Source organism: Pseudomonas sp. NPDC096925 (assembly GCF_044762545.1).
Taxonomy (GTDB): Bacteria; Pseudomonadota; Gammaproteobacteria; order Pseudomonadales; family Pseudomonadaceae; genus Aquipseudomonas.
In genome coordinates, this window is sequence record NZ_JBIWEM010000005.1 from 242,243 (window position 1) to 268,138 (window position 25,896).

At 64.4% G+C, this 25,896-nt stretch carries 28 protein-coding genes; 17 read left to right on the top strand and 11 right to left on the bottom strand.

Annotated features, from left to right (window positions below):
- Nucleotides 1–2 precede the first annotated feature (2 nt).
- The gene (gene rpmE / locus ACIQYU_RS16685; protein WP_008092997.1) at nt 3–218 is read right to left on the bottom strand and encodes a 50S ribosomal protein L31; all 216 of its coding nucleotides are present in this window, start codon (nt 216–218) and stop codon (nt 3–5) included.
- Between the two features lie 167 nt (nt 219–385).
- Between rpmE and ACIQYU_RS16690 the strand changes: the two genes are divergently transcribed.
- The 3 genes from ACIQYU_RS16690 (at nt 386) to ACIQYU_RS16700 (ending at nt 5,163) form a co-directional block, all read left to right on the top strand.
- Nucleotides 386–2,605 carry a primosomal protein N' gene (locus tag ACIQYU_RS16690; RefSeq protein WP_233688147.1) on the top strand — a complete coding sequence of 740 codons (2,220 nt, stop codon included), beginning with the start codon at nt 386–388 and terminating at the stop codon, nt 2,603–2,605.
- Nucleotides 2,606–2,726: 121 nt separating this feature from the next.
- Nucleotides 2,727–4,463 (top strand): arginine--tRNA ligase, encoded by a 1,737-nt coding sequence (argS, locus tag ACIQYU_RS16695; RefSeq protein ID WP_207828261.1) that lies wholly within the window; start codon nt 2,727–2,729, stop codon nt 4,461–4,463.
- A 1-nt stretch (nt 4,464) separates the two neighbouring features.
- Nucleotides 4,465–5,163, top strand: coding sequence for an SPOR domain-containing protein (locus ACIQYU_RS16700; RefSeq protein ID WP_063912064.1), 699 nt, complete (start codon nt 4,465–4,467; stop codon nt 5,161–5,163).
- A 126-nt stretch (nt 5,164–5,289) separates the two neighbouring features.
- Here ACIQYU_RS16700 and ACIQYU_RS16705 read toward each other — a convergent pair whose 3' ends face one another.
- Nucleotides 5,290–5,706 carry a TM2 domain-containing protein gene (locus ACIQYU_RS16705; RefSeq protein WP_207828258.1) on the bottom strand — a complete coding sequence of 139 codons (417 nt, stop codon included), beginning with the start codon at nt 5,704–5,706 and terminating at the stop codon, nt 5,290–5,292.
- A gap of 166 nt (nt 5,707–5,872) precedes the next feature.
- Between ACIQYU_RS16705 and ACIQYU_RS16710 the strand changes: the two genes are divergently transcribed.
- A complete protein-coding gene (locus ACIQYU_RS16710; protein ID WP_207828256.1) occupies nt 5,873–6,511 on the top strand; it encodes a C40 family peptidase in 639 nt (212 codons plus the stop codon).
- A gap of 127 nt (nt 6,512–6,638) precedes the next feature.
- Here the strand turns inward: ACIQYU_RS16710 and ACIQYU_RS16715 are convergent, their stop codons facing one another.
- Nucleotides 6,639–7,637, bottom strand: coding sequence for a type IV pilus twitching motility protein PilT (locus ACIQYU_RS16715; protein ID WP_402800862.1), 999 nt, complete (start codon nt 7,635–7,637; stop codon nt 6,639–6,641).
- A gap of 65 nt (nt 7,638–7,702) precedes the next feature.
- Between ACIQYU_RS16715 and ACIQYU_RS16720 the strand changes: the two genes are divergently transcribed.
- From ACIQYU_RS16720 to ACIQYU_RS16760, 9 genes are all read left to right on the top strand, one after another.
- Nucleotides 7,703–8,389 (top strand): YggS family pyridoxal phosphate-dependent enzyme, encoded by a 687-nt coding sequence (locus ACIQYU_RS16720; protein ID WP_207828252.1) that lies wholly within the window; start codon nt 7,703–7,705, stop codon nt 8,387–8,389.
- 38 nt (nt 8,390–8,427) lie between these two features.
- Complete coding sequence (gene proC, locus ACIQYU_RS16725) at nt 8,428–9,246, top strand: pyrroline-5-carboxylate reductase (protein ID WP_207828250.1); 819 nt, start codon at nt 8,428–8,430, stop codon at nt 9,244–9,246.
- Between the two features lie 10 nt (nt 9,247–9,256).
- Entirely contained in the window at nt 9,257–9,847 is a 591-nt protein-coding gene (locus tag ACIQYU_RS16730) for a YggT family protein (RefSeq protein WP_063912070.1), read from the top strand.
- Nucleotides 9,848–9,946: 99 nt separating this feature from the next.
- Complete coding sequence (locus ACIQYU_RS16735; RefSeq protein ID WP_207828248.1) at nt 9,947–11,086, top strand: homoserine O-acetyltransferase; 1,140 nt, start codon at nt 9,947–9,949, stop codon at nt 11,084–11,086.
- Nucleotides 11,087–11,093: 7 nt separating this feature from the next.
- A complete protein-coding gene (gene metW, locus ACIQYU_RS16740; RefSeq protein WP_003249106.1) occupies nt 11,094–11,714 on the top strand; it encodes a methionine biosynthesis protein MetW in 621 nt (206 codons plus the stop codon).
- A gap of 22 nt (nt 11,715–11,736) precedes the next feature.
- Nucleotides 11,737–12,171, top strand: coding sequence for a DUF4426 domain-containing protein (locus tag ACIQYU_RS16745; protein ID WP_013974622.1), 435 nt, complete (start codon nt 11,737–11,739; stop codon nt 12,169–12,171).
- Nucleotides 12,168–12,764 carry an RdgB/HAM1 family non-canonical purine NTP pyrophosphatase gene (gene rdgB / locus ACIQYU_RS16750; RefSeq protein WP_207828246.1) on the top strand — a complete coding sequence of 199 codons (597 nt, stop codon included), beginning with the start codon at nt 12,168–12,170 and terminating at the stop codon, nt 12,762–12,764. Before ACIQYU_RS16745 ends, rdgB begins: the two co-directional genes overlap by 4 nt.
- Nucleotides 12,761–13,936: a radical SAM family heme chaperone HemW gene (hemW, locus tag ACIQYU_RS16755; protein WP_207828244.1), complete on the top strand. Its 1,176-nt coding sequence runs from the start codon at nt 12,761–12,763 to the stop codon at nt 13,934–13,936. Before rdgB ends, hemW begins: the two co-directional genes overlap by 4 nt.
- A 9-nt stretch (nt 13,937–13,945) precedes the next feature.
- Nucleotides 13,946–14,272 (top strand): DUF3392 domain-containing protein, encoded by a 327-nt coding sequence (locus ACIQYU_RS16760; protein WP_003257821.1) that lies wholly within the window; start codon nt 13,946–13,948, stop codon nt 14,270–14,272.
- A gap of 428 nt (nt 14,273–14,700) precedes the next feature.
- Here the strand turns inward: ACIQYU_RS16760 and trmB are convergent, their stop codons facing one another.
- From trmB to ACIQYU_RS16780, 4 genes are all read right to left on the bottom strand, one after another.
- The gene (gene trmB / locus ACIQYU_RS16765) at nt 14,701–15,423 is read right to left on the bottom strand and encodes a tRNA (guanosine(46)-N7)-methyltransferase TrmB (protein WP_013974624.1); all 723 of its coding nucleotides are present in this window, start codon (nt 15,421–15,423) and stop codon (nt 14,701–14,703) included.
- Nucleotides 15,424–15,432: 9 nt separating this feature from the next.
- On the bottom strand, nt 15,433–16,227 hold the full coding sequence (locus ACIQYU_RS16770; protein ID WP_013974625.1) for a thiazole synthase: 795 nt from the start codon (nt 16,225–16,227) through the stop codon (nt 15,433–15,435).
- A gap of 53 nt (nt 16,228–16,280) precedes the next feature.
- Nucleotides 16,281–16,481 (bottom strand): sulfur carrier protein ThiS, encoded by a 201-nt coding sequence (gene thiS / locus ACIQYU_RS16775; protein ID WP_003257817.1) that lies wholly within the window; start codon nt 16,479–16,481, stop codon nt 16,281–16,283.
- Between the two features lie 103 nt (nt 16,482–16,584).
- A complete protein-coding gene (locus ACIQYU_RS16780; RefSeq protein ID WP_144175501.1) occupies nt 16,585–16,956 on the bottom strand; it encodes a DUF423 domain-containing protein in 372 nt (123 codons plus the stop codon).
- A gap of 64 nt (nt 16,957–17,020) precedes the next feature.
- Between ACIQYU_RS16780 and mtgA the strand changes: the two genes are divergently transcribed.
- Entirely contained in the window at nt 17,021–17,731 is a 711-nt protein-coding gene (mtgA, locus tag ACIQYU_RS16785) for a monofunctional biosynthetic peptidoglycan transglycosylase (protein ID WP_207828242.1), read from the top strand.
- A 170-nt stretch (nt 17,732–17,901) separates the two neighbouring features.
- Here mtgA and rpoH read toward each other — a convergent pair whose 3' ends face one another.
- From rpoH to ftsY, 4 genes are all read right to left on the bottom strand, one after another.
- A complete protein-coding gene (gene rpoH, locus ACIQYU_RS16790) occupies nt 17,902–18,756 on the bottom strand; it encodes an RNA polymerase sigma factor RpoH (protein WP_015272155.1) in 855 nt (284 codons plus the stop codon).
- A gap of 111 nt (nt 18,757–18,867) precedes the next feature.
- On the bottom strand, nt 18,868–19,890 hold the full coding sequence (gene ftsX, locus ACIQYU_RS16795) for a permease-like cell division protein FtsX (protein ID WP_207828240.1): 1,023 nt from the start codon (nt 19,888–19,890) through the stop codon (nt 18,868–18,870).
- Complete coding sequence (gene ftsE / locus ACIQYU_RS16800) at nt 19,887–20,558, bottom strand: cell division ATP-binding protein FtsE (protein WP_013974630.1); 672 nt, start codon at nt 20,556–20,558, stop codon at nt 19,887–19,889. Before ftsE ends, ftsX begins: the two co-directional genes overlap by 4 nt.
- 2 nt (nt 20,559–20,560) lie before the next feature.
- On the bottom strand, nt 20,561–22,087 hold the full coding sequence (ftsY, locus tag ACIQYU_RS16805) for a signal recognition particle-docking protein FtsY (protein ID WP_402800877.1): 1,527 nt from the start codon (nt 22,085–22,087) through the stop codon (nt 20,561–20,563).
- A gap of 231 nt (nt 22,088–22,318) precedes the next feature.
- Here ftsY and ACIQYU_RS16810 point away from each other — a divergent pair, with 231 nt between their 5' ends.
- Genes ACIQYU_RS16810 through rsmD form a run of 3 tightly spaced genes read left to right on the top strand, consistent with a single transcriptional unit; the run spans nt 22,319 to nt 25,759 of the window.
- A complete protein-coding gene (locus ACIQYU_RS16810) occupies nt 22,319–23,674 on the top strand; it encodes a pitrilysin family protein (protein ID WP_207828229.1) in 1,356 nt (451 codons plus the stop codon).
- Nucleotides 23,667–25,157, top strand: a complete 1,491-nt coding sequence (locus ACIQYU_RS16815) for a M16 family metallopeptidase (RefSeq protein ID WP_402800880.1) — start codon at nt 23,667–23,669, stop codon at nt 25,155–25,157. Before ACIQYU_RS16810 ends, ACIQYU_RS16815 begins: the two co-directional genes overlap by 8 nt.
- Nucleotides 25,157–25,759 (top strand): 16S rRNA (guanine(966)-N(2))-methyltransferase RsmD, encoded by a 603-nt coding sequence (gene rsmD / locus ACIQYU_RS16820; protein WP_233688146.1) that lies wholly within the window; start codon nt 25,157–25,159, stop codon nt 25,757–25,759. The genes ACIQYU_RS16815 and rsmD overlap by 1 nt, the downstream gene beginning before the upstream one ends.
- The last annotated feature ends 137 nt before the right edge of the window (nt 25,760–25,896 follow it).

Genomic DNA, 25,896 nt, shown 5'->3' on the forward strand with positions numbered 1-25,896 from the left:
GATTACTTCTTGGTACCGAACATACCGAAGCGATCGGCGAACTTCTGTACGCGACCACCGGTGTCCAGGACTTTCTGCTTACCGGTGTAGAACGGGTGGCACAGGTTGCAAACGTCGATCGCCAGGGTGTTGCCCAGGGTCGAACGCGTTTCGAATTTGTTGCCGCAGCTGCAGGTGACTGCAACTACTTCGTAGTTCGGATGAATATCTGCTTTCATGGTCACTTCCTCGAGCTGCGTGCCGCCACCCAACACCAATTGTTGAATACCGCACGTAATTAGGCGGCGAATAATACCAGAGCATCACGCCAACGCAAGTTGTCGCTTGCACCGACCGTCGTCTGCTAGGCTCGCCAGTCTTTGAAACGCCCTCCGAGACTTTCCGCGTGTCCGACGTCATCCTGCGCCTTGCCCTGCCCTCTCCGCTGCGTCGCCTGTTCGACTACAAGGCGCCGGCAAGCATGGCGCGCCAGACCCTGACCCCGGGCATGCGCATTCGCGTGCCATTCGGCCGCCGCGAAATGATCGGCGTGCTGGTGGAGGTGTGCGAGCAGAGCGAAGTGCCAGCCGACAAGCTAAAGCCGGCCAGCGCCCTGCTCGACCCGGTGTCGCCGATCCCGCCGTCGCTATTCAAATTGTGCCTGTGGACCGCCCAGTACTACCAGCACAGCCTGGGCGACACGCTGAGCTGGGCCTTGCCAACCCTGTTGCGCCAGGGTGAACCCGCCGAAATGCGCCAGGAGCGCTTCTGGCACGTCGCCCCCGGCGCCCGCCTGGAAGACCCGCGCATCGCCCGTGCACCACGCCAGCGCGATGCCCTCAAGACCCTGGCCCAGCACCCGCACGGTGTGGCCCACAGCCTGCTGGCCAAGCTCAACCTGAACAAGGACAGCCTCGACCTGCTGCTGGCCAAGGACCTGGTGCAGATCGAGGTCCGCCGCCACCTGCCGACGCTGCGCCATGAACACTGGCTGGCCCAGCCGGAACTACCGCTCAACGAAGAGCAACGCGACGCCTTCGACGCCGTATGCGAAGGCTTTGGCGGCTTTGGTGCCTTCCTGCTGGCCGGTGTCACCGGCAGCGGCAAGACCGAGGTGTACCTGCAGCTGATCCGCGAAACCCTCGAAGCCGGCAAGCAGGCCCTGGTACTGATCCCGGAGATCAACCTCGGCCCACAGACCCTGGCCCGCTTCGAGCAACGCTTCAACGCCCGCATCGCCCTGCTGCATTCGGCGGTGAACGACCGCGAGCGCCTGGATGCCTGGCTGGCCGCCCGGGATGGCGAGGCCGACATCATCATCGGCACCCGCTCGGCGCTGTTCACGCCGATGAAGAACCCCGGCCTGATCATCATCGACGAGGAGCACGACGGTTCCTATAAACAGCAGGAAGGCTTGCGCTACCACGCCCGCGACCTGGCGCTGGTGCGCGCCCACCAGGAAAACATCCCGATCCTGCTCGGTTCTGCCACGCCATCGCTGGAAACCCTGCACAACGCCCTGACCGGTCGCTACCGCCTGCTGCGCATGAACCAGCGCGCCGGCGGCGCCCGCCCGCCGCGCATGCTGCGTCTGGATGTGAAGAGCCTGCCGCTGGACAGCGGCATCAGCGGTCCGCTGCAGCAGGCCATCCGCCAGACCCTGGAGGCGGGCCAGCAAGTGCTGGTGTTCCTCAACCGCCGCGGCTTCGCCCCGACCTTGCTGTGCCACGATTGCGGCTGGCTGTCCGAATGCCCGCGCTGCGATGCACGCATGACCGTGCACCAGCGCTCCGGCGTGCTGCGCTGCCACCATTGCGGCTATGACGAGCGCCTGCCGCAGCAGTGCCCGCAGTGCAACCACGTTGACCTGCGCCCGGTCGGTGCCGGCACCGAGCGCGCCGAAGAGCGCCTGAAAGTGCTGTTCCCGGATTACCCGATCCTGCGCGTGGACCGCGACAGCACGGCACGCAAGGACGCCATGCACAACCTGTTCAGCACCATCCAGCGCGGCCAGCCGAGCATCCTTGTCGGCACCCAGATGCTCGCCAAGGGCCACCACTTCCCGCGGGTGACCCTGGTGGCCATCCTCGATGCCGATGGCGGGCTGTTCTCCGGCGATTTCCGCGCCAGCGAACGCATGGCGCAGCTGATCGTGCAGGTTGCCGGGCGGGCCGGGCGGGCCGAGGAACCCGGCAAGGTCATCATCCAGACCCACCTGGCCGACCATCCGCTGCTGGTGCAGCTTACCGAGCAGGGCTACTTCGCCTTCGCCGAGCAGGCCCTGGACGAACGCCGCGCCGCCGGGCTGCCGCCTTACTCGCACCTGGCACTGCTGCGCGCCGAAGCGCACAAGCCCGGGCAGGCCGAAGGTTTCCTCGACGAGGCCTGTGCCGCCGCCGAGCGCCTGGTGGCCGAACAGCAGCTGCCTGGCATCGAGCTGCTGGGGCCGGTACCGGCCCCCATGGAGCGCCGCGCCGGGCGCTTCCGCGCGCAATTGTTGATACAGGCCAATACGCGGGCGCCTTTGCATCGACTGATCAGCGCCTGGTTGCTAGTGTTGGAGCAGATGCCGAGCGGGCGCCAGGTGCGTTGGTCGCTGGATGTCGACCCGGTAGACCTTTATTGATCCTGCGGGCTGCTTTGCAGCCCCAAAGGTTGGCAACCCGCCCCCAGCCACGGATAATGCCCAGTTTTTCCACCTGCGCATCCAAGCGCTCCACCGCGCTTGCGGTCGAAAAGAGATCCCCATGAAAGACACCATTCGCCAGCTGATCCAGCAAGCCCTCACCCAACTCGTCACCGACGGTGTGCTGCCTGAAGGGCTGTCGCCGGCGATCCAGGTGGAAAACGCCCGGGACAAGACCCACGGCGACTTTGCCAGCAACATCGCCATGATGCTGGCCAAGCCGGCCGGCATGAAGCCGCGCGACCTGGCCGAGAAACTGATCAATGCCCTGCCGGCCAGCGCCGACATCAGCAAGGTCGAGATCGCCGGCCCCGGCTTCCTCAACTTCTTCCAGAACACCGACGCCCTGGCCAACCGCCTGGATGCTGCACTGGCCGACGCCCACCTGGGCGCGCGCAAGGCCGGCCCTGCGCAAAAGGTGGTGATCGACATGTCGGCACCCAACCTGGCCAAGGAGATGCACGTCGGCCACCTGCGTTCGACCATCATCGGTGACAGTGTGGCGCGCGTGCTGGAGTTTCTCGGTGATGACGTGATCCGCCAGAACCACGTGGGCGACTGGGGCACCCAGTTCGGCATGCTGCTGGCTTACCTGGAAGAAAACCCGATCACCAGCGACGAGCTGTCGGACCTGGAAAACTTCTACCGTGCCGCCAAGAAGCGCTTCGACGAATCCGAAGAATTCGCCACCCGCGCCCGCGGCCTGGTGGTCAAGCTGCAGGCCGGCGACGCGGACTGCATGGCCCTGTGGACGCGCTTCAAGGACATTTCGCTGTCGCACTGCCAGAAAACCTACGAGCTGCTCAACGTCAAGCTGACCATGGCCGACGTGATGGGTGAAAGCGCCTACAACGACGACCTGGCCAACGTGGTTGCCGACCTCAAGGCCAAGGGCCTGCTGGTCGAAGACCAGGGCGCCCAGTGCGTGTTCCTCGACGAGTTCAAGAACAGCGAAGGCGAACCACTGCCGGTAATCGTGCAGAAGGCCGACGGCGGCTACCTGTACGCCACCACCGACCTGGCCGCCGTGCGCTACCGCAGCAACGTGCTCAAGGCGGACCGCGCCCTGTACTTCGTCGACCAGCGCCAGGCCCTGCACTTCAACCAGGTGTTCGAAGTTGCACGCCGCGCAGGCTTCGTCGGCCACCCGATGCAGATGGAACACATGGGCTTCGGCACCATGAACGGCGCCGACGGCCGCCCGTTCAAGACCCGTGACGGCGGCACCGTGAAGCTGATCGACCTGCTCACCGAGGCCAAGGAGCGCGCCTACGCGCTGGTCAAGGAAAAGAACCCGAGCCTGGCCGACGAAGAACTGCGCCACATCGGTGAAGTGGTGGGCATTGGCGCGGTGAAGTACGCCGACCTGTCCAAGCACCGCACCAGCGACTACAGCTTCAACTTCGAACTGATGCTCAACTTCGAAGGCAACACCGCGCCTTACCTGTTGTACGCCTACACCCGCGTGGCCGGCGTGTTCCGCAAGCTGGGCAAGGGCTTCGATGAAGTCGAAGGCAACATCGTGCTGCAGGCTGCCCACGAGCAGGACCTGGCCGCGCGCCTGGCGCAGTTTGGCGAAATCCTCAACAACGTCGCCGACAAGGGCACGCCGCACGTGCTGTGCAGCTACCTGTACGACCTGGCCGGCCTGTTCTCCAGCTTCTACGAGAACTGCCCGATTCTGGCTGCCGATACCCCGGAGCAACAACAGAGCCGCCTGCGCCTGGCAGCCCTGACTGGCCGCACCCTCAAGCAAGGTCTGGAACTGCTCGGCCTGGAAACCCTGGAGCGCATGTAAGTTGGCTGCCAAGAAAAAACCCGCACCCAAACGCGGCGCCAGCCGCCAGACGGCGCCGGCCAAGCAGCCGATTCCCGGTTGGGTATGGCTGGCGGTCGGCCTGACCGTAGGCGCGTTCATCGTGTTCCTGATGAAACTCGAGCCCGGTGGCGAAGACATCAAGCGCACCAAGCCTGAGCAGCAGAAGGCGGAGAAAGTGGCCGAAGCCGGCAAGCCGGCGCAGGCCACCCCGCAGCAGCCGGTGAAGCCGAAGTATGACTTCTACACGCTGCTGCCGGAGTCCGAGGTGATCGTGCCGCCGGAGGCCGTGCCAGAGAAAACGCCTCCAGTACCGGCCCAACCGGTGACTCCGGTGACACCGGCCGAAGCGGCGAAGATCGACACGGCGCGCGCCCAGGCAGCGCTGATGGGGCAGACTCCGCCACCGGCACCACCGGTGATCAAGCCGGCGGCGACCACCCAGTTCTTCCTGCAGGCAGGCTCGTTCCGCAAGCAGGCCGATGCCGACAAGGTGCGCGCGCAGATCATTCTGCTGGGCCAGGCAGTGAAGGTAGAGTCGGGCACGGTCAAGGACGAAACCTGGTACCGCGTACTGGTGGGCCCGTTCAGCAACCGTGAGCAGCTTACCGGGGCGCAGAAACAGTTGGCCGGGGCAGGTTTCAGCAACCTGTTGCTGCAGCAGCGGCAGACCCGTCAGTAACAAAAAAGGCCTTGCCGCTTCGGTGCGACAGGCCTTTTTCATAGGCGCTTCCGGCCTCTTCGCGGGTGAACCCGCTCCCACAGGGCTCTATGGTGCCTGTAGGAGCGGGTTCACCCGCGAATAATTTCAGCGCGATGCGTTCCGCTCGGAAACCTGGCTGTTCAGCGTCCAGAAGTCATACAGCACCCCCACCAGGAACAGCCCGCCGGTAAAGAAGTAGATGATCGCGGTCACCCACTTGCCCTGGTACAGCCGGTGCAGGCCAAACACCCCGAGGAAGGTCAGCAGGATCCAGGCGATGTTGTAGTCAACGCGCCCGGACTGGAACCTCAGGTCGGCTTCACGGTCCATGGACGGGATCAGGAACAGGTCGATCAACCAGCCGATGCCCAGCAGGCCCAGGGTGAAGAACCAGATGGTGCCGGTGACGGGCTTGCCGTAATAGAAGCGATGCGACCCGGTAAAGCCGAAAATCCATAGCAGATAGCCAATGGTCTTGCTGTGGGTGTCGTGAAACGGCGCCCCCTGTTGATAACTGTTCATTCATAGCCCCCTTGGGTTATCCGAAAATTTTCTAAAAAAAAATGTGACTTTCTTGTCGCAGGCCGACGTACGGCACCTGAACAATCGACCAACGGATCAAAGACTGATCAAAAAGCTGTTATAAAGTTGCGCGCCCAACACATAACTATTCATAAGAGCTTCATCTATGCCGCCTTTACTCAAGACATGGCTGACCCTCTGCCTATTATTGCCCCTGGCCGCCCACGCCACCAACCGTGAGCAACGTCTTCCCAATGGTTTCACCGGCTATACCACCAACGCCTCGGTGAGACACGCACCGGTCAAGCAGACCGCGCTGCGCACCCGCCCAGGCAATGCTGCCAGCAGCAGCCGCGGCGTGCCCGGCATGCCGATCGCTGCCATGTCGCCGAAGCAGAGCAGCGATGTGCTCAGCCGTGCGGTGAATGTGCTCGGCACCCCTTATGTCTGGGGTGGCAGCAGCCCGAAGAAAGGCTTCGACTGCAGCGGGCTGGTCAAATACGCCTTCAACGACGTCGCCGACGTCGACCTGCCGCGCACCTCCAATGCCATGGCCCAGGGCCACGGCGTGAAGGTGGCCAAGGGTGACCTGAAGCCAGGTGACCTGATCTTCTTCAACATCAAGAGCCGCCGGGTGAACCACGTTGCCATCTACCTGGGCAACGACCGCTTCATCCATGCACCACGCCGTGGCAAGCGGGTAAGCATCGACACCCTGAGCAAGCCTTACTGGCAGAAGCATTACGTAGTGGCCAAGCGGGTGCTGCCGAAAGAACAACAGCAGCTGAACCTGGCCAAGCGCTGAGCTGATCGGCGCTCTCCTGCCCGGGCCTCTTCGCGGGTAAACCCGCTCCCACAGGTACACCACAGCATTCGAAGGCTGTGTTATCCATGTGGGAGCGGGTTTACCCGCGAAAGGGCCAGCACAGGCACTATAGATCGCTGATCAGCCCCCTCTCCTTCAACCCTCGCATCGCCCCCTCCATCGTCCGCATCCCGTCCGCACCACCCGCCTGCATCACCGAACACAACTGCGCCATCCGCCCCTCCCGAACCAGATTGCGCACCGCTGGCGTCACCACCAGCACTTCCCGCGCCGCAACCCGCCCACCGCCCGCACGCCTGACCAGTACCTGCGCCACCACCAGGCGCAATGACTCGGCCAGCATCGCCCGCACCAGCGGCTTTTCCTCGGCAGCAAACACCTCCACCAACCGGTCAATGCTGTTAACCGCCGAACGCGTATGCACGGTCGCCAGCACCAGGTGCCCGGTCTCGGCCGCGCGCAAGGCCAGGCGAATGGTTTCCAGGTCGCGCAGCTCACCGATCATGATCACATCCGGATCCTGGCGCAGGGCACTGCGTAGCCCTTGGGCGAACCCACCGCAGTGGCGACCGATCTCACGCTGGTTGACCAGGCTGCGCTGGCTGCTGTGGATAACTTCGACAGGGTCTTCGAGGGTAATGATATGCAGTGCCCGATCACGGTTCAGCTGGTCCAGTAGCGTCGCCAGGGTGCTGGACTTGCCGCTGCCGGTCGGCCCACCCACCAGGATCAAGCCATCACTGCACTGCGCAACAGCTTGAAACACATCCCTCAGGTCGAGTTCATCGAGCGTGGCGATGCGCCCCGGGATCAGGCGAAAGGTGGCGGCAGGGCCATGCAACTGGCGAAACAGGTTCAGCCGAAAGCGCCCGAGCGCAGGCAGTTCCAGCGCCAGGTCCAGCTCATCACCCTGGGCCCATTGCCGGCGCTGGTCTTCACCCAACATGGGTGCCAGCCCCTCGATCAAGGCGGCCGAGCACAAGGCCGGCAGCGCCATGCGCTGCAGCTCGCCATCCAGGCGCAACATCGGTATCTGCCCCGCTGCCAGGTGCAGGTCGCAAGCCCCCGCATCTACAGCCCGGGCCAACAGGTCGGTCACATCCATGAGACTCCCCAAAGGCCTTCAAGTAGGTAGAATGCCGCAAACCCCACAGCCGCCGGCATCAGTCCATGTCCACCCTAGCAGACAACCTTTCCGCTATTTCCGCCCGTATCACCAGCGCTGCCCAGGCTGCCGGGCGCGATCCGGCCAGCGTCCAGTTGCTGGCCGTGAGCAAGACCAAGCCAGCCAGCGCCATCCGTGAGATCCATGCCGCTGGCGTACGCGATGTCGGGGAAAATTACCTACAGGAAGCGCTGACAAAGCAGCAGGCACTCAGCGACCTGCCCTTGATCTGGCACTTCATCGGCCCCATTCAGTCGAACAAGACCAAGGCCATCGCCGAGCATTTCGACTGGGTACATTCCGTGGACCGCCTGAAAATCGCCCAACGCCTGTCGGAGCAGCGCCCGGCCGGGCTGGCGCCACTGAACATCTGCCTGCAGGTGAACGTCAGCGGCGAAGACAGCAAGTCTGGCTGCGCCCCTGCCGACCTGCCGGCCCTGGCCAAGGCGGTAGCCGCGCTGCCCAACCTGTGCCTGCGCGGGCTGATGGCCATCCCCGAACCCACCGATGACCGAGCCGCCCAGGAAGCCGCCTTCGCCACCCTGCGCCAGCTGCAGGAAGGCCTGGGCCTTGGCCTGGACACCCTGTCCATGGGCATGAGCCACGACCTGGAAGCGGCCATTGCACAGGGGGCGACCTGGGTGCGTATCGGCACCGCCCTGTTCGGTGCCCGCGACTACGGGCAGCCCTGATTCCATGCTTTACTCACTCTTCCCCACAAGGACCTGACATGAGCAAGACTCGTATTGCCTTTATCGGCGCCGGCAACATGGCCGCCAGCCTGATCGGTGGTCTGCGTGCCCAGGGCCTGGACGCCTCGCAGATCCGCGCCAGCGACCCGGGCGCCGAGACCCGCAGCCGCATCCAGGCCGAGCACGGCATCGAAACCTTCGAGAACAACGCCCAGGCCATCGATGGCGCCGACGTCATCGTGCTGGCGGTCAAGCCGCAGGTCATGAAAGCCGTGTGCCAGGCCCTGCAACCGAACCTGCAGGATGGCCAGCTGATCGTTTCCATCGCCGCCGGCATCACCTGCGCCAGCCTGCAGAGCTGGGTGGGCGCTCGCCCGGTGGTGCGCTGCATGCCCAACACCCCGGCACTGCTGCGCCAGGGCGTCAGCGGCCTGTACGCCACCGCCGAAGTGTCCGGCGCACAGCGCGAGCAGGCCGAGCAACTGCTGTCGGCCGTGGGCACCGCCCTGTGGCTGGAACAGGAGCAGCAACTGGACGCCGTGACCGCCGTCTCCGGCAGCGGCCCGGCGTACTTCTTCCTGCTGATCGAGGCCATGACCGCGGCGGGCGAAAAGCTTGGCCTGCCACGTGAAACCGCCTCCCAGCTGACCCTGCAGACAGCCCTGGGCGCCGCGCGCATGGCGGTTGCCAGCGATGTCGATGCCGCCGAACTGCGCCGCCGGGTCACCTCGCCTGCCGGCACCACGGAAGCTGCGATCAAGTCGTTCCAGGCCAGCGGCTTCGAAGCCATCGTCGAACAGGCGCTGCAGGCCGCGGCCACACGCTCCGCAGAGCTGGCCGAACAATTGGGCAAATAAGGAGCCATAGATGAATGCACTGTCCGGCGCCGCGATCTTCGTGGTGCAAACCCTGGTCAGCCTGTACCTGGTGATCGTCCTGCTGCGCTTCGTCCTGCAGCTGGTCAAGGCCAACTTCTACAACCCGCTGTGCCAGTTCGCCGTGCGTGCCACACAGCCGCTGCTCAAGCCGATTCGCCGGGTCATCCCCAGCGTCGGCGGGCTGGACACCTCGTCTCTGCTACTGTCGGTGCTCATCCAGGCGCTGCTGATGGCCTTCGTGCTGATGGTCACCTACGGCACCTTCGGTGACATCCTGCACCTGCTGATGTGGGCAATCATCGGTATCACCTCGCTATTCCTGAAGATTTTCTGGGTGGCGATGATCGTCATGGTGATCGTGTCCTGGGTGGCCCCCAACAGCCACAACCCCGCAGCTGAACTGGCCTACCAGATCAGCGAGCCGGTGCTGGCACCGTTCCGCCGCATCGTGCCCAACCTGGGCGGCATGGATATCTCGCCGATCTTCGCCTTCCTTGCGATCCAGGTAATCCAGTCGTTCGTCATGCCGCCGCTGGCCGCCTATGCCGGCATGCCACAAGAGCTGTGGCGGATGATCTGAGCCTCACCTGACCTTGGTTGCTTCCAGCGGCAAGCCTTTGCTTGCCGCTGGGGGTAGCGCTCTTTAGACTTACGCCTCCGTCAAGCGTGAGCAGGGTCGATGTCCACTGTCTTTCCCGAAGATTCCGTCGGTCTGGTAGTACCGCAAACAGCCCGGTTCGATGAGCCGCTGGCCCTGGCCTGTGGCCGCTCCCTGGCCAGTTATGAACTGGTCTACGAGACCTATGGCACCCTGAACGCCAGCGCGAGCAATGCCGTGCTGATCTGCCATGCCCTGTCCGGCCACCATCATGCCGCTGGCTACCATGCCGCCACCGACCGCAAGCCGGGCTGGTGGGACAGCTGCATCGGCCCTGGCAAGCCGATCGACACCAACCGTTTCTTCGTGGTCAGCCTGAACAACCTGGGCGGCTGCAACGGCAGTACCGGCCCCAGCAGCATCAACCCGGCCACCGGCAAAGCCTATGGCGCCGACTTCCCGGTGCTGACCGTGGAAGACTGGGTACACAGCCAGGTGCGCCTGGCCGAGCGCCTGGGCATCCATCAGTGGGCCGCGGTAGTCGGTGGCAGCCTGGGTGGCATGCAGGCGCTGCAGTGGACCATCAGCTACCCCGAGCGCGTGCGCCATTGCGTCGACATCGCCTCGGCGCCCAAGCTGTCGGCACAGAACATCGCCTTCAACGAAGTGGCACGCCAGGCCATCCTCACCGACCCCGAATTCCACGGCGGTTCGTTCCAGGACCAGGGGGTAATCCCCAAACGCGGCCTGATGCTGGCGCGCATGGTCGGCCACATCACCTATCTGTCGGACGACTCGATGGGTGAAAAATTCGGCCGTGAGCTGAAGAGCGACAAGCTCAACTACGACTTCCACAGCGTCGAATTCCAGGTCGAGAGCTACCTGCGCTATCAGGGCGAGGAGTTCTCCGGCCGTTTCGACGCCAACACCTACCTGCTGATGACCAAGGCGCTGGACTATTTCGACCCGGCTGCAGCCAAAGGCGGCGACCTGGCGGCCACCCTGGACCACGTCAAGGCGGATTACTGCATCATGTCGTTCACTACCGACTGGCGCTTCTCCCCGGCCCGTTCGCGCGAGATCGTCGACGCCCTGATGGCTGCGCGCAAGAACGTCTGCTACCTGGAGATCGACTCGCCTTACGGGCACGATGCCTTCCTGATCCCCACACCTCGCTACATGCAGGGTTTCTCGAACTACATGAACCGCATTGCCATCTGAGGACAGCATGAGAGCCGATCTGGAAATCATCCACGACTGGATCCCCGCCGGCAGCCGGGTACTCGACCTGGGCTGCGGCAGCGGCGAACTGCTGGCCTCGCTGCGCGACCGCAAGCAGGTCACCGGCTATGGCCTGGAAATCGACGCCGACAACATCGCCGCCTGCGTGGCCAAGGGCGTCAACGTGATCGAGCAGGACCTGGACAAGGGCCTGGGCAACTTCGCCAGCAACAGTTTCGACGTGGTGATCATGACCCAGGCCCTGCAGGCCGTGGAGTACCCCGACCGCATCCTCGACGAGATGCTGCGCGTGGGCCGCCAGTGCATCATCACCTTCCCCAACTTCGGCCACTGGCGTTGCCGCTGGTACCTGGCGACCAAAGGCCGCATGCCGGTATCGGACTTCATGCCGTACACCTGGTACAACACGCCGAACATCCACTTCTGCACCTTCGCCGACTTCGAAGAGCTGGTGCACGAACGCCGGGCCAAGGTGCTCGACCGCCTGGCCGTCGATCACTTGCACCGTAATGGGTGGGGTGGCCGGCTTTGGCCTAATCTTCTAGGTGAGATCGGCATCTATCGCGTCAGCAGCCCGGGCCTGCAAGAGCATCAGCTCGCGGTCTGACGCCCACCGGAGGAGTCACCCCATGCGTCGCCTAGCCCTGTTCCTGATCAGCCTGTGCCTGGCCCTGCCGGTACTGGCTGCCGATGCCGCCCGCCCCGAGCGCAAGGAAGTGTTTGGCGACGTGACGGTGCACTACAGTGCGTTCACCTCGAGCATGCTGACACCGGAGGTGGCCGCGGCCACCGGCCTGGTCCGCAGCAAGAACCAGGGTGTGCTCAACATTGCCGTACTCAAGGCCAACAAGCCCGCCATGGCGGTGGTCAGCGGCACGGTCAAGGACCTGACCGGGCGTAGCAGCCCGCTGTCATTCAAGCAGATCACCGAACAGGGCGCCGTGTACTACATCGCCCAGTTCAAGATCGACCAGCCAGAAACCGTCACCTTCGACCTGAACATCGAAACCGGCGGCATCAGCAACTCCCTCAGCTTCAACCAGGAAGTGTTCCCAGGCGAATGATGAATTTCCAGCAACTCGTATTGGCCAGCCACAACGCCGGCAAACTCAAGGAACTCCAGGCCATGCTCGGCGCCTCCGTGCAGCTGCACTCGATCGGCGAGTTCAGCCAGGTCGAGCCGGAAGAAACCGGCCTGTCGTTCGTCGAGAACGCCATCCTCAAGGCACGCAACGCCGCACGCATTTCCGGCCTGCCGGCCCTGGCCGACGATTCGGGCCTGGCGGTGGACTTCCTCGGCGGCGCGCCGGGCATCTACTCGGCGCGCTATGCCGACGGCAAGGGTGATGCGGCGAACAACGCCAAGCTGCTCGAAGCGCTGAAAGACGTGCCTGAAGCCGAGCGCGGTGCGCAGTTCGTCTGCGTCCTGGCGCTGGTGCGCCATGCCGACGACCCGCTGCCGATCCTCTGCGAAGGCCTGTGGCACGGGCGCATCATGTTCGAGGCCAGTGGCGAGCACGGCTTTGGCTACGACCCGCTGTTCTGGGTTCCGGAGCGCGGCTGCTCCAGCGCCGACCTGGCTCCTGTGGACAAGAACCAGCTCAGCCACCGCGCCCGCGCCATGGCCCTGCTGCGCCAACGTCTGGGCCTGGCATGATCGAAACGCTGTCCAACCCCGGCGCGGCGGGCTTCACCAGCCTGCCGCCGCTGGCGCTGTACATCCACATTCCGTGGTGCGTACGCAAATGCCCTTACTGCGACTTCAACTCCCACGCTGCCGGGCCTGAACTGCCGGAAGACGCCTACGTCGCCGCCCTGCTGACCGACCTCGACCAGGAACTGGCCGCCGTGCAAGGCCGGCCGATCAGCTCGATCTTCTTCGGTGGCGGTACCCCCAGCCTGTTCAGTGCCGACGCCCTTGGCCGGCTGCTGCGTGGCGTGGAGCAACGTATCCCGTTTGCGCCGGACATCGAAATCACCCTGGAGGCCAACCCGGGCACGTTCGAGCAGGACAAGTTCAAGGCCTACCGGCAAACCGGCATCAACCGCCTGTCCATCGGCGTGCAGAGCTTCCAGCCAGCCAAACTGCAGGCGCTCGGGCGCATCCACAACGGCGATGAAGCGGTCCGCGCCGCCGGCATGGCGCGCGCCGCCGGCTTCGACAACTTCAACATGGACCTGATGCACGGCCTGCCCGAGCAGTCGCTGGACGACGCGCTGGGCGACCTGCGCCAGGCCATCGACCTGGGGCCGACGCACCTGTCGTGGTACCAGCTGACCGTGGAGCCGAACACGGTGTTCTGGAACCAGCCACCCGAGCTGCCCGAGGACGACATCCTCTGGGATATCCAGGAAGCCGGCCAGGCGCTGATGGCCGAGCACGGCTTCCGCCAGTACGAAGTCTCGGCCTACGCCCAGGCGGGCCGCGCCGCACGGCACAACCTCAACTATTGGCGCTTTGGCGACTTCATCGGCATCGGTGCCGGTGCCCACGGCAAGCTGACCTTCGCCGACGGGCGCATCCTGCGCACCTGGAAAACCCGCCTGCCCAAGGACTACCTGAACCTGGCCAAGCCGTTCAAGGCCGGCGAGAAGCGGCTGCCGGTCGACGAACTGCCGTTCGAGTTCCTGATGAACGCACTGCGCCTGACCGATGGCGTGGAAGCCGAACTGTTCACCCAGCGTACCGGTTTGCCGCTGGCACAGCTGGCCGAAGCCCGCCGCGCCGCCGAACAAAAAGGCCTTTTGCAGGTCCAACCGGATCGACTGGTGGCCACGCCAAGGGGCCAGTTGTTCCTCAATGACCTGCTGCAGTATTTCTTGACCTAAGGATGACCCATGGATCTGGTACTTGATCTGCTCGCGACGGTTTCTCGCTGGAGCCGCAGCAACCTGTCGGAGATTTCACTGGCCTTGGTAGGCTGCCTGCTGGTGCTGTTCGGCACCGATATCAAGGGCTGGGTGGAACAGCGCCTGGGCGGCCTGGCGGGCGCCCTGCGCGTACCGTTCATGGCCTTGCTGGTGATGATCGGCAGCGGTGCGGCACTGATCTACGCCACGCCGTGGGTGGTGAAGGGGCTGAGCCAGTTCAACAACTACGCGCTGGCGCCGGTTTTGCTGGTGGTATTGGTGCTGATCGGGGTAGTGGCGGATCGCCGGGGCTGAGCCACGGCCTGGCACTGAACCCTTGTAGGAGCGCGTAATCCGAGTACAGAGATGGGTTCTAAAAGCTGCCCCGGAAAACCAGGGCAGCCCTACCACTTGACTAGCCCTTACTGGGCATCATCGAAGTGATCGCGCATGAAATCCCGAACGGTCTTGAGCACAGTCAAGATCCGGACCAGCTTCCAAACGCGGCTCAGCGCATCAAGCAAACGCTTCATATGCCCTGGCCTCCGTATTGGCGGGCCAATCTTCCAGCATCTAACCGGCACTTCGATGACTTCGAAAACTGTGTGAGGGTTTTCTGTGAAACCTCAGATCGAAGGATACTCAGTCCTGTCGCTCACATAAAAAAACCGCCCTTCTCAAGGCGGTTTTTTTTCGCCTGCATTCCTGCAGGCACCAGTGCACCGAAAGGCCGTATCAGCCGATCAATCCACCTTCTCGAACTTCAAATCCCAAACCCCATGTCCCAGCCGCTCGCCGCGGCGCTCGAACTTGGTGATCGGGCGCTCTTCCGGGCGCGGCACGTAGGTACCGTCGGCCGCACGGTTGCGATAGCCCGGGGCAGCGCTCATCACTTCCAGCATGTACTCGGCATACGGCTCCCAGTCGGTAGCCATGTGGAACACACCACCGGGCTTGAGCTTGCGCCGTACCAGCTCGGCGAACTCCAGCTGGACGATGCGGCGCTTGTGGTGACGCGCCTTGTGCCATGGGTCAGGGAAGAACAGCATCAGGCGGTCGAGGCTGTTGTCCGCCACGCAGCGGTTCAGCACTTCGATGGCATCGCAGTCATATACCCGCAGGTTCTTCAGGCCTTGGGTCAGCACACCGTTGAGCAGCGCGCCAACACCCGGGCGGTGTACTTCCACACCGATGAAGTCCTGCTCAGGCGCGGCAGCCGCCATTTCCAGCAGGGAATGGCCCATGCCGAAGCCGATCTCCAGGGTGCGCGGCGCCGAACGGCCGAACACCTGGTCGTAGTCCACCGGGCTGTCGGCCAGCGGCAGGATGTACAGCGGGCCGCCCTGCTCCAGGCCACGTTGCTGGCCTTCGGTCATGCGCCCGGCGCGCATCACGAAACTCTTGATGCGGCGGTGCGGGCGGGCTTCGCCGTCGGGGGTGATCGGCGTATCGTGCGATTCAGTCATCAGGGGCTCTTACTTGATCAGACCATCCAGCGGCGAAGAGGCGCTGGCATAGAGTTTCTTCGGCATACGGCCGGCCAGGTAGGCCATGCGACCGGCGACGATGGCGTGCTTCATGGCCTCGGCCATCAGCACCGGCTGCTGGGCGTGGGCGATGGCCGAGTTCATCAGCACCGCTTCGCAGCCCATTTCCATGGCGATGGTAGCGTCGGACGCGGTACCTACACCGGCATCGACCAGCACCGGCACCTTGGACTCTTCCAGGATGATCTGCAGGTTGTAGGGGTTGCAGATACCCAGGCCGGTACCGATCAGGCCAGCCAGCGGCATGACCGCGATGCAGCCGGCTTCGGCCAGCTGGCGGGCGATGATCGGATCGTCACTTGTGTAGACCATCACGTCGAAACCGTCCTTGACCAACACTTCGGCGGCCTTGAGGGTTTCGATCACATTGGGGAACAGGGTTTTCTGGTCGGCCAGCACTTCCAGCTTGACCAGGTTGTGGCCATCCAGCAGTTCACGGGCCAGGCGGCAGGTGCGCACGGCTTCGACTGCGTCGTAGCAACCAGCGGTGTTCGGCAGGATGGTGTAGCGGTCCGGTGGCAACACGTCGAGCAGGTTCGGCTCGCCCGGGTTCTGGCCGATGTTGGTGCGGCGCACGGCAACGGTGACGATCTCGGCACCCGAAGCCTCGATGGCCAGGCGGGTTTCTTCCATGTCACGGTACTTGCCGGTACCGACCAGCAGGCGCGACTGGAAAGTACGCCCGGCCAGGGTGAAGGGCTTGTCGCTACGAACGTTGCTCATGGTTGTTCCTCGGGAATAGGTTGCTGGGCTTGCAGGTGAATCGCCGGCCGGAATCAGCCGCCACCGATGGCGTGGACCACTTCGACCTGGTCACCGTCGTTCAACAGCGTACTGTCGTGCTGGCTACGCGGCACGATATCCAGGTTCAGCTCCACCGCGACGCGGCGCCCGGTCAGTTCCAGGCGGGCCAGCAGGGCCGCGACGCTTTCGCCAGCGGGCAATTCGTAAGGTTCACCGTTCAGTTGAATGCGCATGCGCACGGCCACCATTGTTCTTTGGGGGCCCGCATTCTAGCGCTGAACCGCCCTGCAACCCAAGGGCGGTGCACGCCATTAGTCGCGATTGTGGACCACATGGTCAACCGAGCCGCCAGGCTGCAAGGCCCAGGCACAACCAGCCGGCGAGGAAGCACAGGCCACCAATCGGGGTGATGATGCCAAGCTTGCCCAAGCCACTCAGGGTCAGCAGGTACAGGCTACCGGAGAACAGCACTATCCCCAGGGCAAACAGGCCGCCAGCCCAGCCGACCAGGCGCCCCGGCAGGTGCACCGAGAGCACGGCGACGGCGAAGATCGCCAGGGCATGCACCAACTGGTAGGACACACCGGTCTGGAAGATTGCCAGGTAGTCGGCCGTCAGTCGGCTTTTCAGGCCGTGGGCGGCGAAAGCCCCCAGGGCGACACCGGTGAAGCCGAAAAAGGCGGCAAGCATCAGGAAGCTGCGAAGCATGGGACGACTCCTTGGATCGGGTCTGTATAATGGCCCCTTCAACCCGTACGGCCAAGCCATCGTCATGCTGCCAACCCTTCTCCGCCGCCTCTCCCGCGCCCTGCTCTGGTTCGCTGCCGGCAGCATCGTGCTGGTGCTGGTGTTCCGCTGGGTGCCACCACCCGGTACCGCGCTCATGGTCGAGCGCAAGGTGGAGTCCTGGGTGAATGGCGAGCCGATCGACCTGCAGCGCGACTGGGAGCCGTGGGAGAACATCTCCGACGATCTCAAGGTCGCGGTCATCGCTGGCGAGGACCAGAAGTTCGCCAACCACTGGGGCTTCGACATCCCGGCCATCCAGGCGGCACTGGCCTACAACGAGCGCGGCGGCAGCATTCGCGGGGCCAGCACCCTGACCCAGCAGGTGGCCAAGAACCTGTTCCTGTGGTCCGGGCGCAGCTGGTTCCGCAAAGGGCTGGAAGCCTGGTTCACCGCATTGATCGAGCTGTTCTGGTCGAAGGAGCGGATTCTCGAGGTCTACCTGAACAGTGCCGAATGGGGCAAAGGTGTGTTTGGCGCCCAGGCTGCAGCGCGCTATCACTTTGGCGTCGATGCCAGTCGACTCAGCCGACAGCAGGCGGCGCAGCTGGCAGCGGTGCTGCCGAGCCCGATCAAGTGGAGTGCCAGTCGGCCGAGTGCCTATGTGGCCAGCCGGGCCGGCTGGATCCGCCGGCAGATGAGCCAATTGGGTGGGCCCAGCTACCTGATGCAGCTCGACACTTCACGCAAGCTTTGAGGGCCTCTTCGCGGGCACGCCCGCCCTCATAGAACTGCACATGACTCATTGAATTAGCAGGGGCCCTGTGGGAGCGGGCGCGCCCGCGAAGAGGCCGGCAAAGCCAACACCAATAAAAAAGCCGCTCGCCCTATCCGGGCCAGCGGCTTTTCTTTGCAGGCAGGGCTCGATCAGACCGCGATCAGCGCCTTGACCTTGTTCATCGCATTTTTCTCCAGCTGGCGAATCCGCTCAGCCGAAACGCTGTACTTGTCCGCCAGCTCATGCAACGTGGCCTTCTCTTCCGCCAACCAGCGCTGGTAGAGAATGTCACGGCTACGTTCGTCCAGACCTTGCAGCGCTTCGTGCAGGTTGCTGGTGGAGTTGTCGCTCCAGTCGGCATCCTCCAGCTGCACCGCCGGGTCGTAACGGTGGTCTTCCAGGTAATGCGCAGGCGACTGGAAAGCGCTGTCGTCGTCAGCTTCCGCTGCCGGATCGAAGGCCATGTCCTGGCCGCTGAGGCGGCTTTCCATCTCGCGAACTTCACGCGGCTCCACGCCCAGGCTTTCCGCCACGCGGTGCACTTCGTCGTTGTTCAGCCAGGCCAGACGCTTCTTCTGGCTGCGCAGGTTGAAGAACAGCTTGCGCTGGGCCTTGGTGGTAGCCACCTTGACGATGCGCCAGTTGCGCAGGATGAACTCGTGGATCTCTGCCTTGATCCAGTGCACGGCGAACGACACCAGGCGCACGCCCATTTCCGGGTTGAAGCGCTTGACGGCTTTCATCAGGCCGACATTGCCTTCCTGGATCAGGTCAGCCTGGGCCAGCCCGTAGCCGGCATAGCTACGGGCGATATGTACGACGAAACGCAGGTGGGCCATCACCATTTGACGAGCGGCCTCGACATCCTGCTCATAATAGAGACGCTCGCCCAGATCACGCTCCTGCTCGACAGTCAGCAGCGGGATGCTGTTGACCGTGTGCACGTAGGCTTCCAGGTTTGCACCGGGCACCAGGGCATAGGCAGGTTGCAACGATGTGGTCATTCAAGAACCTCCGACTTACAAAACTCGCGCCTTGTGGGCGCTGCCAACATTGACCTGGAACGACGGTACAAGTTCCGTAGTGAAGAATTTGTCAATGCTGGCAGGTAAAAACTATCGCGGCGCCAGCTCGTTCAGGTGGCGGGCCACTGCGATCCATGCACCGATATACCCCAACAGCACCGCCCCGATCAAGAGGGACAGACCATCGGACGCCGGTACCCCGCCCAGGGCGAAGTCGCTGCCGTACAGCCCGGAAAGCCCTACCACCGCCTCGTTCAGCCAGTTCAGGCCAAACGCCAGGATGCCCCATGCGATCACGCCTGCACCCAGGCCATACAGCGCGCCCATGTACAGGAAAGGCCGGCGCACGTAGGCGTCGGTGCCGCCGACCAGCTTGATCACTTCGATCTCGGTGCGGCGGTTTTCAATGTGTAGACGAATTGTGTTACCGATTACTAACAGCAGCGCAGAAATCAGCATCACGGCCAGGCCGAAGACGAAGCGGTCACCCAGCTTGAGGATGGCCGCCAGGCGCTCGACCCACACCAGGTCGAGCTGCGCCGTTTCCACCCGTGGCAGCTCCGACAAGCGCTGACGCAAGGCTTCCAGGGCTGGTTTGTCGACCTCGGTCGGGGTCACCACCACCACGCCAGGCAGCGGGTTGTCGGGCAGTTCACGCAGGGCTTCGCCCAGGCCGGACTGCTGCTGGAACTCCTCCAGCGCCTGCTCGCGGCTGACATACTGCGCGTCGGCCACACCAGGCATGCCCTTGATCTCGTCGCGCAGCGCCTCGCCTTCGCGGCTGCCGGCATCGAGCTTGAGGTACAGCGAAATTTGCGCGGCGCGCTGCCACGAGCCGCCAAGCTGCTCGACGTTCTTCAGCAGCAACGACAGACCCATGGGCATGCTCAGCGCCACCGCCATCACCAGGCAGGTGAAAAAGCTGCCGATCGGCTGCTTGCCCAGGCGACGCAGGCTGTCGGCCATGCTGGCACGGTGGCTTTCCAGCCAGGCATGCAGCAGCGTGCGGAAATCCGGGCCGTCATCGTCGTCGCGCTTTTTCTTCGCCGGTTGCGGGTCGGCCGGTTTCGGCGCAACCCGCTCGGAAACCTTCGGCGTACGTGTAGTGCTCATTGCCCGGCCTCCCCATCGCCGATCAAGCGGCCGCGCTGCAAGGTCAGCATGCGGTGGCGCATGCGCGCAATCAGTGCCAGGTCGTGGCTGGCGATCAATACCGTGGTACCCAGGCGGTTGATGTCCTCGAACACGCCCATGATCTCCGCGGCCAGGCGTGGGTCGAGGTTACCGGTGGGCTCGTCGGCCAGCAGCAGGGCTGGCTGGTGAACGATGGCGCGGGCGATACCCACCCGCTGCTGCTGCCCGGTGGACAGGTCGGCCGGAAACAGCTCGCCCTTGTCGGCCAGCGACACACGCTCCAGCGCCGAGTCCACGCGCTTGGCGACCTCGGCCTTGGACAGGCCGAGAATCTGCAGCGGCAAGGCGATGTTGTTGAACACCGTGCGATCGAACAACAGCTGGTGGTTCTGGAACACCACGCCGATCTGCCGGCGCAGGAACGGGATCTGCGAATTGCTGATCTGGCCCAGGTCCTGCCCGGCCAGCATCAGCTTGCCGCTGGTCGGGCGTTCCATGGCCAGCAGCAGGCGCAGCAAGGTGCTCTTGCCCGCGCCCGAATGGCCGGTGACGAACAGGAATTCGCCCCGGCGCGCCCGGAAACTCAGCTCATGCAAACCCACATGACCATTGGGGTAGCGCTTGGCAACCTGTTCGAATCGGATCATGGTCAGTCTCGCTCGGCGAACAGAGCCTTGACGAACGGCTCGGCTTCGAAGGTACGCAGGTCGTCGATGCCTTCACCGACACCGATGAAGCGGATCGGCAGCTTGAACTGCTTGGCCAGGGCGAAGATCACACCGCCCTTGGCAGTGCCGTCCAGCTTGGTCAGGGCCAGACCGGTCAGTTCGACGCTCTGGTTGAAGTACTTGGCCTGGCTGATGGCGTTCTGGCCGGTGCCGGCATCGAGCACCAGCAGCACCTCGTGCGGCGCCTCGGCGTCGAGCTTGCCGATGACCCGGCGGACCTTCTTCAGCTCTTCCATCAGGTTGTCTTTGGTGTGCAGGCGGCCAGCGGTGTCGGCGATCAGCACGTCGACACCACGGGCCTTGGCGGCCTGTACGGCATCGAAGATCACCGAAGCGGAGTCGGCACCGGTGTGCTGGGCGATCACCGGGATCTGGTTACGCTCGCCCCACACCTGCAACTGCTCGACCGCAGCGGCACGGAAGGTGTCACCAGCTGCCAGCATCACTTTCTTGCCTTCAAGCTGCAGCTTCTTGGCCAGTTTGCCGATGGTGGTGGTCTTGCCGGCGCCGTTCACACCGACCACCAGGATCACATAAGGCTTGTTCTGCGCCTGTACCACCAGCGGCTGCTCGACCGGGCGCAGCAGCGCAGCCAGCTCTTCCTGCAGCGACTTGTACAGGGCATCGGCGTCGGCCAGCTGCTTGCGTGCAACCTTCTGGGTCAGGTTCTGGACGATGGTCGAAGTGGCTTCCACACCAACGTCGGCGGTCAGCAGGCGGGTTTCGATTTCGTCGAGCAGGTCGTCATCGATGACTTTCTTGCCCAGGAACAGGCTGGCCATGCCCTCGCCGATGCTGGCGCTGGTCTTCGACAGGCCCTGCTTGAGGCGGGCGAAGAAGCCGGGCTTGGCCTGTTCGGCCTGCGCGGCGACCGGGGCCGCAGCCACAGGGGCAGCAGGCGCTGGTGCAGGGCGTTCCGGGATGGCGGGCGGCGCTTTCGGCTCCAGGTCCGGCACCAGGGCCACGGGCTCTTCGGCAACCGGCAGCACCAGGTTGCTGACCGGCGCGACCGGCTCGACGACCGGGGCCGCCTCGACAGGGGCCGGTTCGACCAGGGCTGCCTGCAAGGGCATCGACGCGACCGGTTGCGGTGCAGGTGCCACCAACGGCCGGGACGCGACCGGTTCGGGCTCAGGGGCCTGCAACGGCTGGGAAGCAACCGGTTCGGGAACGGGGGCCTCGACTACCGGGGACTGGGCTGGTGCGGGGACCTGCTGCGGTTCAGTCAGCTGTGGGGCCGCAGGGGCCTGAACGGGCTCGGGGGCCTGTGCCACTTCGGCGGTAGATCCCTCGACCGGAGCGGCTGCAGGCTGCTCGACGGTGGGGGCTTCATTCGCGGGCACGCCCGTTGCCACAGGTTGCTGCGGTTTCTTGCGGAACCAGCTGAACAGGCCTTTCTTTTCGCCAGCCTCGGCCGGCGCTTTTTTGTCGTCGTTGGAACCAAACATGGAAGACGGCTATCTCAGGGTAGCGATGGGCCAGCTATGGCGCATCAGGAATTCTCTCTACGCAGAACAGACTATCTTGAAGCCGGCTGGTTCATGCGCAACGTTTTGTCTTAGTGTCCTGCGGGCCAGAACGGCGACAGGCATGGTCGCCAGGCAACCGGATCAGTATCCTAGCACCTCCTGGCCCGCCGACGCTAAACCCAGCGGGCCGTCGAACAGGTTAAACACCGTATGAATGCTCTAGCCCGCCGCGCCGCTGGCCTGTTGCTTGGCACGCTCTGCCTGCCACTCACGGCCTTCGCCGCCGATGTGCAACCCACCCACGAATTCATCCTCGACAACGGCCTGAAAGTGGTCGTGCGCGAGGACCATCGCGCCCCGGTGGTGGTCTCGCAGATCTGGTACAAGGTTGGCTCCAGCTACGAAACCCCGGGCCAGACCGGCCTGTCCCACGCGCTGGAACACATGATGTTCAAAGGCAGCGCCAAGGTCGGCCCCGGCGAGGCCTCGCGCATCCTGCGTGACATTGGCGCCGAAGAAAACGCCTTCACCAGTGATGACTACACCGCCTATTACCAGGTACTGGCCCGCGACCGCCTGCCGGTGGCCCTGGAGCTGGAGGCCGACCGCCTGGCCAGCCTGCGCCTGCCCGCCGACGAGTTCAGCCGCGAAATCGAGGTGATCAAGGAAGAACGCCGCCTGCGCACCGACGACCAGCCCAACGCCAAGGCGTTCGAGCTGTTCCGCGCCATGGCCTACCCGGCCAGCGGCTACCACACCCCGACCATCGGCTGGATGGCCGACCTGGAGCGCATGAAGGTCGAGGAACTGCGCCGCTGGTACGAAGCCTGGTACGCCCCCAATAACGCCACCCTGGTGGTGGTCGGCGATGTCACCGCCGATGAGGTCAAGGGCCTGGCGCAAAAGTACTTCGGCAGCATCCCCAAACGTGCCGTGCCGCCGGCCAAGTTGCCGCTCGAACTGGCCAAACCAGGCCAGCGCCAGTTGACCCTGCATGTGCGCACCCAGTTGCCGAGTCTGATCTACGGTTTCAACGTACCTGGCCTGCCCACTGCCAAGGACCCGCGTACAGTGCATGCCCTGCGCCTGATCTCGGCGCTGCTCGACGGCGGCTACAGTGCCCGCATGCCGGCACGCCTGGAGCGTGGCCAGGAGCTGGTGGCCGGCGCTTCGTCCAGCTACAACGCCTTCACCCGTGGCGACAGCCTGTTCCTGATCTCGGCCACCCCGAACGTGCAGAAGCAGAAAACCCTCACCGATGTCGAGAAAGGCGTCTGGCAGCTGCTGGATGAGCTCAAGACCACCCCACCCAGCGCCGAAGAGCTGGAGCGCGTACGCGCCCAGGTCATTGCCGGCCTGGTCTACGACCGCGACTCCATCAGCAGCCAGGCCACCACCATCGGGCAACTGGAAACCGTCGGCCTGTCCTGGAAGCTGATCGACAGCGAGCTGGACGAACTCAGGCGCGTTACCCCGCAGGACATCCAGAACGCCGCGCGCACCTACTTCACCCGCGAACGCCTGAGCGTTGCCCATGTACTGCCCGAGGAGTCCGCTCATGAGTGATCGCCGCGCACCACGCCCAACCCTGCTGGCCACGGGCATCCGCGCACTGGCGCTGGCAGCGGTGCTGGCCGCTCCGGTCATGGCCGACAACGCCGCCAAGGCCGACAGCAACGCGGCTCGCCCGGCCAACACCTTGCAGTCGCTGGCCGAGCTGGATGGCAAGGCGCCCAGCCGGCGCCAATTGAACATCCAGCACTGGAACACCGCCGAAGGCGCCCGGGTGCTGTTCGTCGAAGCCCGCGAACTGCCGATGTTCGACCTGCGCGTCACCTTCGCCGCCGGCAGCAGCCAGGATGGCGGCACCCCAGGCCTTGCCGCCCTGACCAACGCCATGCTCAATGAGGGCGTGGCCGGCAAGGACGTGACTGCCATCGCCGAAGGCTTCGAGGGCCTGGGCGCCGACTTTGGCAACGGTTCCTACCGCGATATGGCCGTGGCTTCGCTGCGCAGCCTCAGCGCCAGGGACAAGCGCGAACCGGCGCTCAAGCTGTTCACCGAGGTGGCCGGCAAGCCGACCTTCCCCGAAGACGCCCTCAAGCGCATCAAGAACCAGATGCTGGCCGGCTTCGAGTATGAAAAGCAGAACCCCGGCAAGGTCGCTGGCAAGGCCCTGTTCGCCAAGCTCTACGGCGACCACCCCTACGCCCACCCGAGCGACGGCACCGCCGAAAGCATCAGCGGCATCACCCTGGCACAGCTTCGCGCCTTCCACGCCAAGGCCTACACCAGCGGCAACGCGGTCATCGCCCTGGTCGGCGATCTCAGCCGCGCCGAGGCAGAAGCCATCGCTGCCCAGGTATCAGCTGGCCTGCCCAAGGGCCCCGCGCTGGCCGCACCGGCCCAACCCGGCGAAACCAAGGCAGGCCTGACCCACATCGACTTCCCGTCCAAGCAGACTCACCTGATGCTGGCCGAACTCGGCATCGACCGCCAGGACCCGGACTGGCCGGCCCTGTCATTGGGCAACCAGATCCTCGGCGGCGGTGCGTTCGGCACCCGGCTGATGAGCGAGGTGCGTGAAAAGCGCGGCCTGACCTACGGCGTGTACTCGGTGTTCAGCCCGATGCAGGTGCGCGGCCCGTTCATGATCAACCTGCAGACCCGTGCCGAACTCAGCGAGGGCACGCTCAAGCTGGTGCAGGATATTCTCGCCGACTACCTCAAGGCCGGCCCCACCCAGCAGGAGCTGGACGATGCCAAGCGCGAACTGGCTGGCAGCTTCCCGCTGTCCAATGCCAGCAACGCCAGTATCGTCGGCCAACTGGGTGCCATTGGCTTCTACAACCTGCCGCTGACCTGGCTGGAGGATTTCATGCAGCAGTCCCAGGCCCTCACCGTCGAGCAGGTAAGAACGGCCATGAACAAACACCTGTCAGCCGATAAACTGGTGATCGTCACCGCTGGCCCGAAAGTGCCGCAAAAACCGCTGCCAGCACCCACTGACAAGCCCTCCGAGCAGCCGCTCGGGGTACCGGAGCACTAATGCCAAGATCCACCCCTCCCGCCCGCCCGCAACCGGGCCAAAGCAAGGGCCAGGGCCACCTGCGCATCATCGCCGGCGAATGGCGCAGCCGCCGTCTGGCGGTGCCGGAAGGCGAAGGCCTGCGGCCAACGCCCGACCGCGTGCGCGAAACCCTGTTCAACTGGCTGGCACCCTATATCGAGGGTGCCCGCGTGCTGGACGCCTTCACCGGCAGCGGCGCCCTGGTGCTCGAAGCCCTGTCCCGCGGGGCCGAGGACGCCGTGGCGCTGGACAGCAACCCGGCGGCCATCGCCAACCTGAAGAACAACCTCGAGATCCTGCGCTGCCCGCGTGGGCAAATCCTGCAGACCGACGCCCTGCGCTATCTGCAAGGCCCGGCCAAGCAGCAGTTCGACGTGGTGTTCCTCGACCCGCCGTTCCACCAGGACCTGCTGGCTGACACCTGCAACCTGCTGGAACAGAACCAGTGGCTTCGCGAACAGGCGTGGATCTACACCGAAAGCGAGGCAGCGCCATCGACCTTGCAGTTGCCGGGCAACTGGCGCCTGCACCGTGAGAAGAAGACCGGCCAGGTGCACTACGCACTTTGGCAACGGGGTTGATCCGGTAACCCAGGGTTGCCGTATTTGGTTACCACAAACCTGCCCCCCATGGCTGAAGCTGCTCCTTCGTTTCCTGCAGGAGCACTTCAACCATGACCGCGCGCCCCTCCCCACCTGCGCCAGCAGGCTTGGTACAC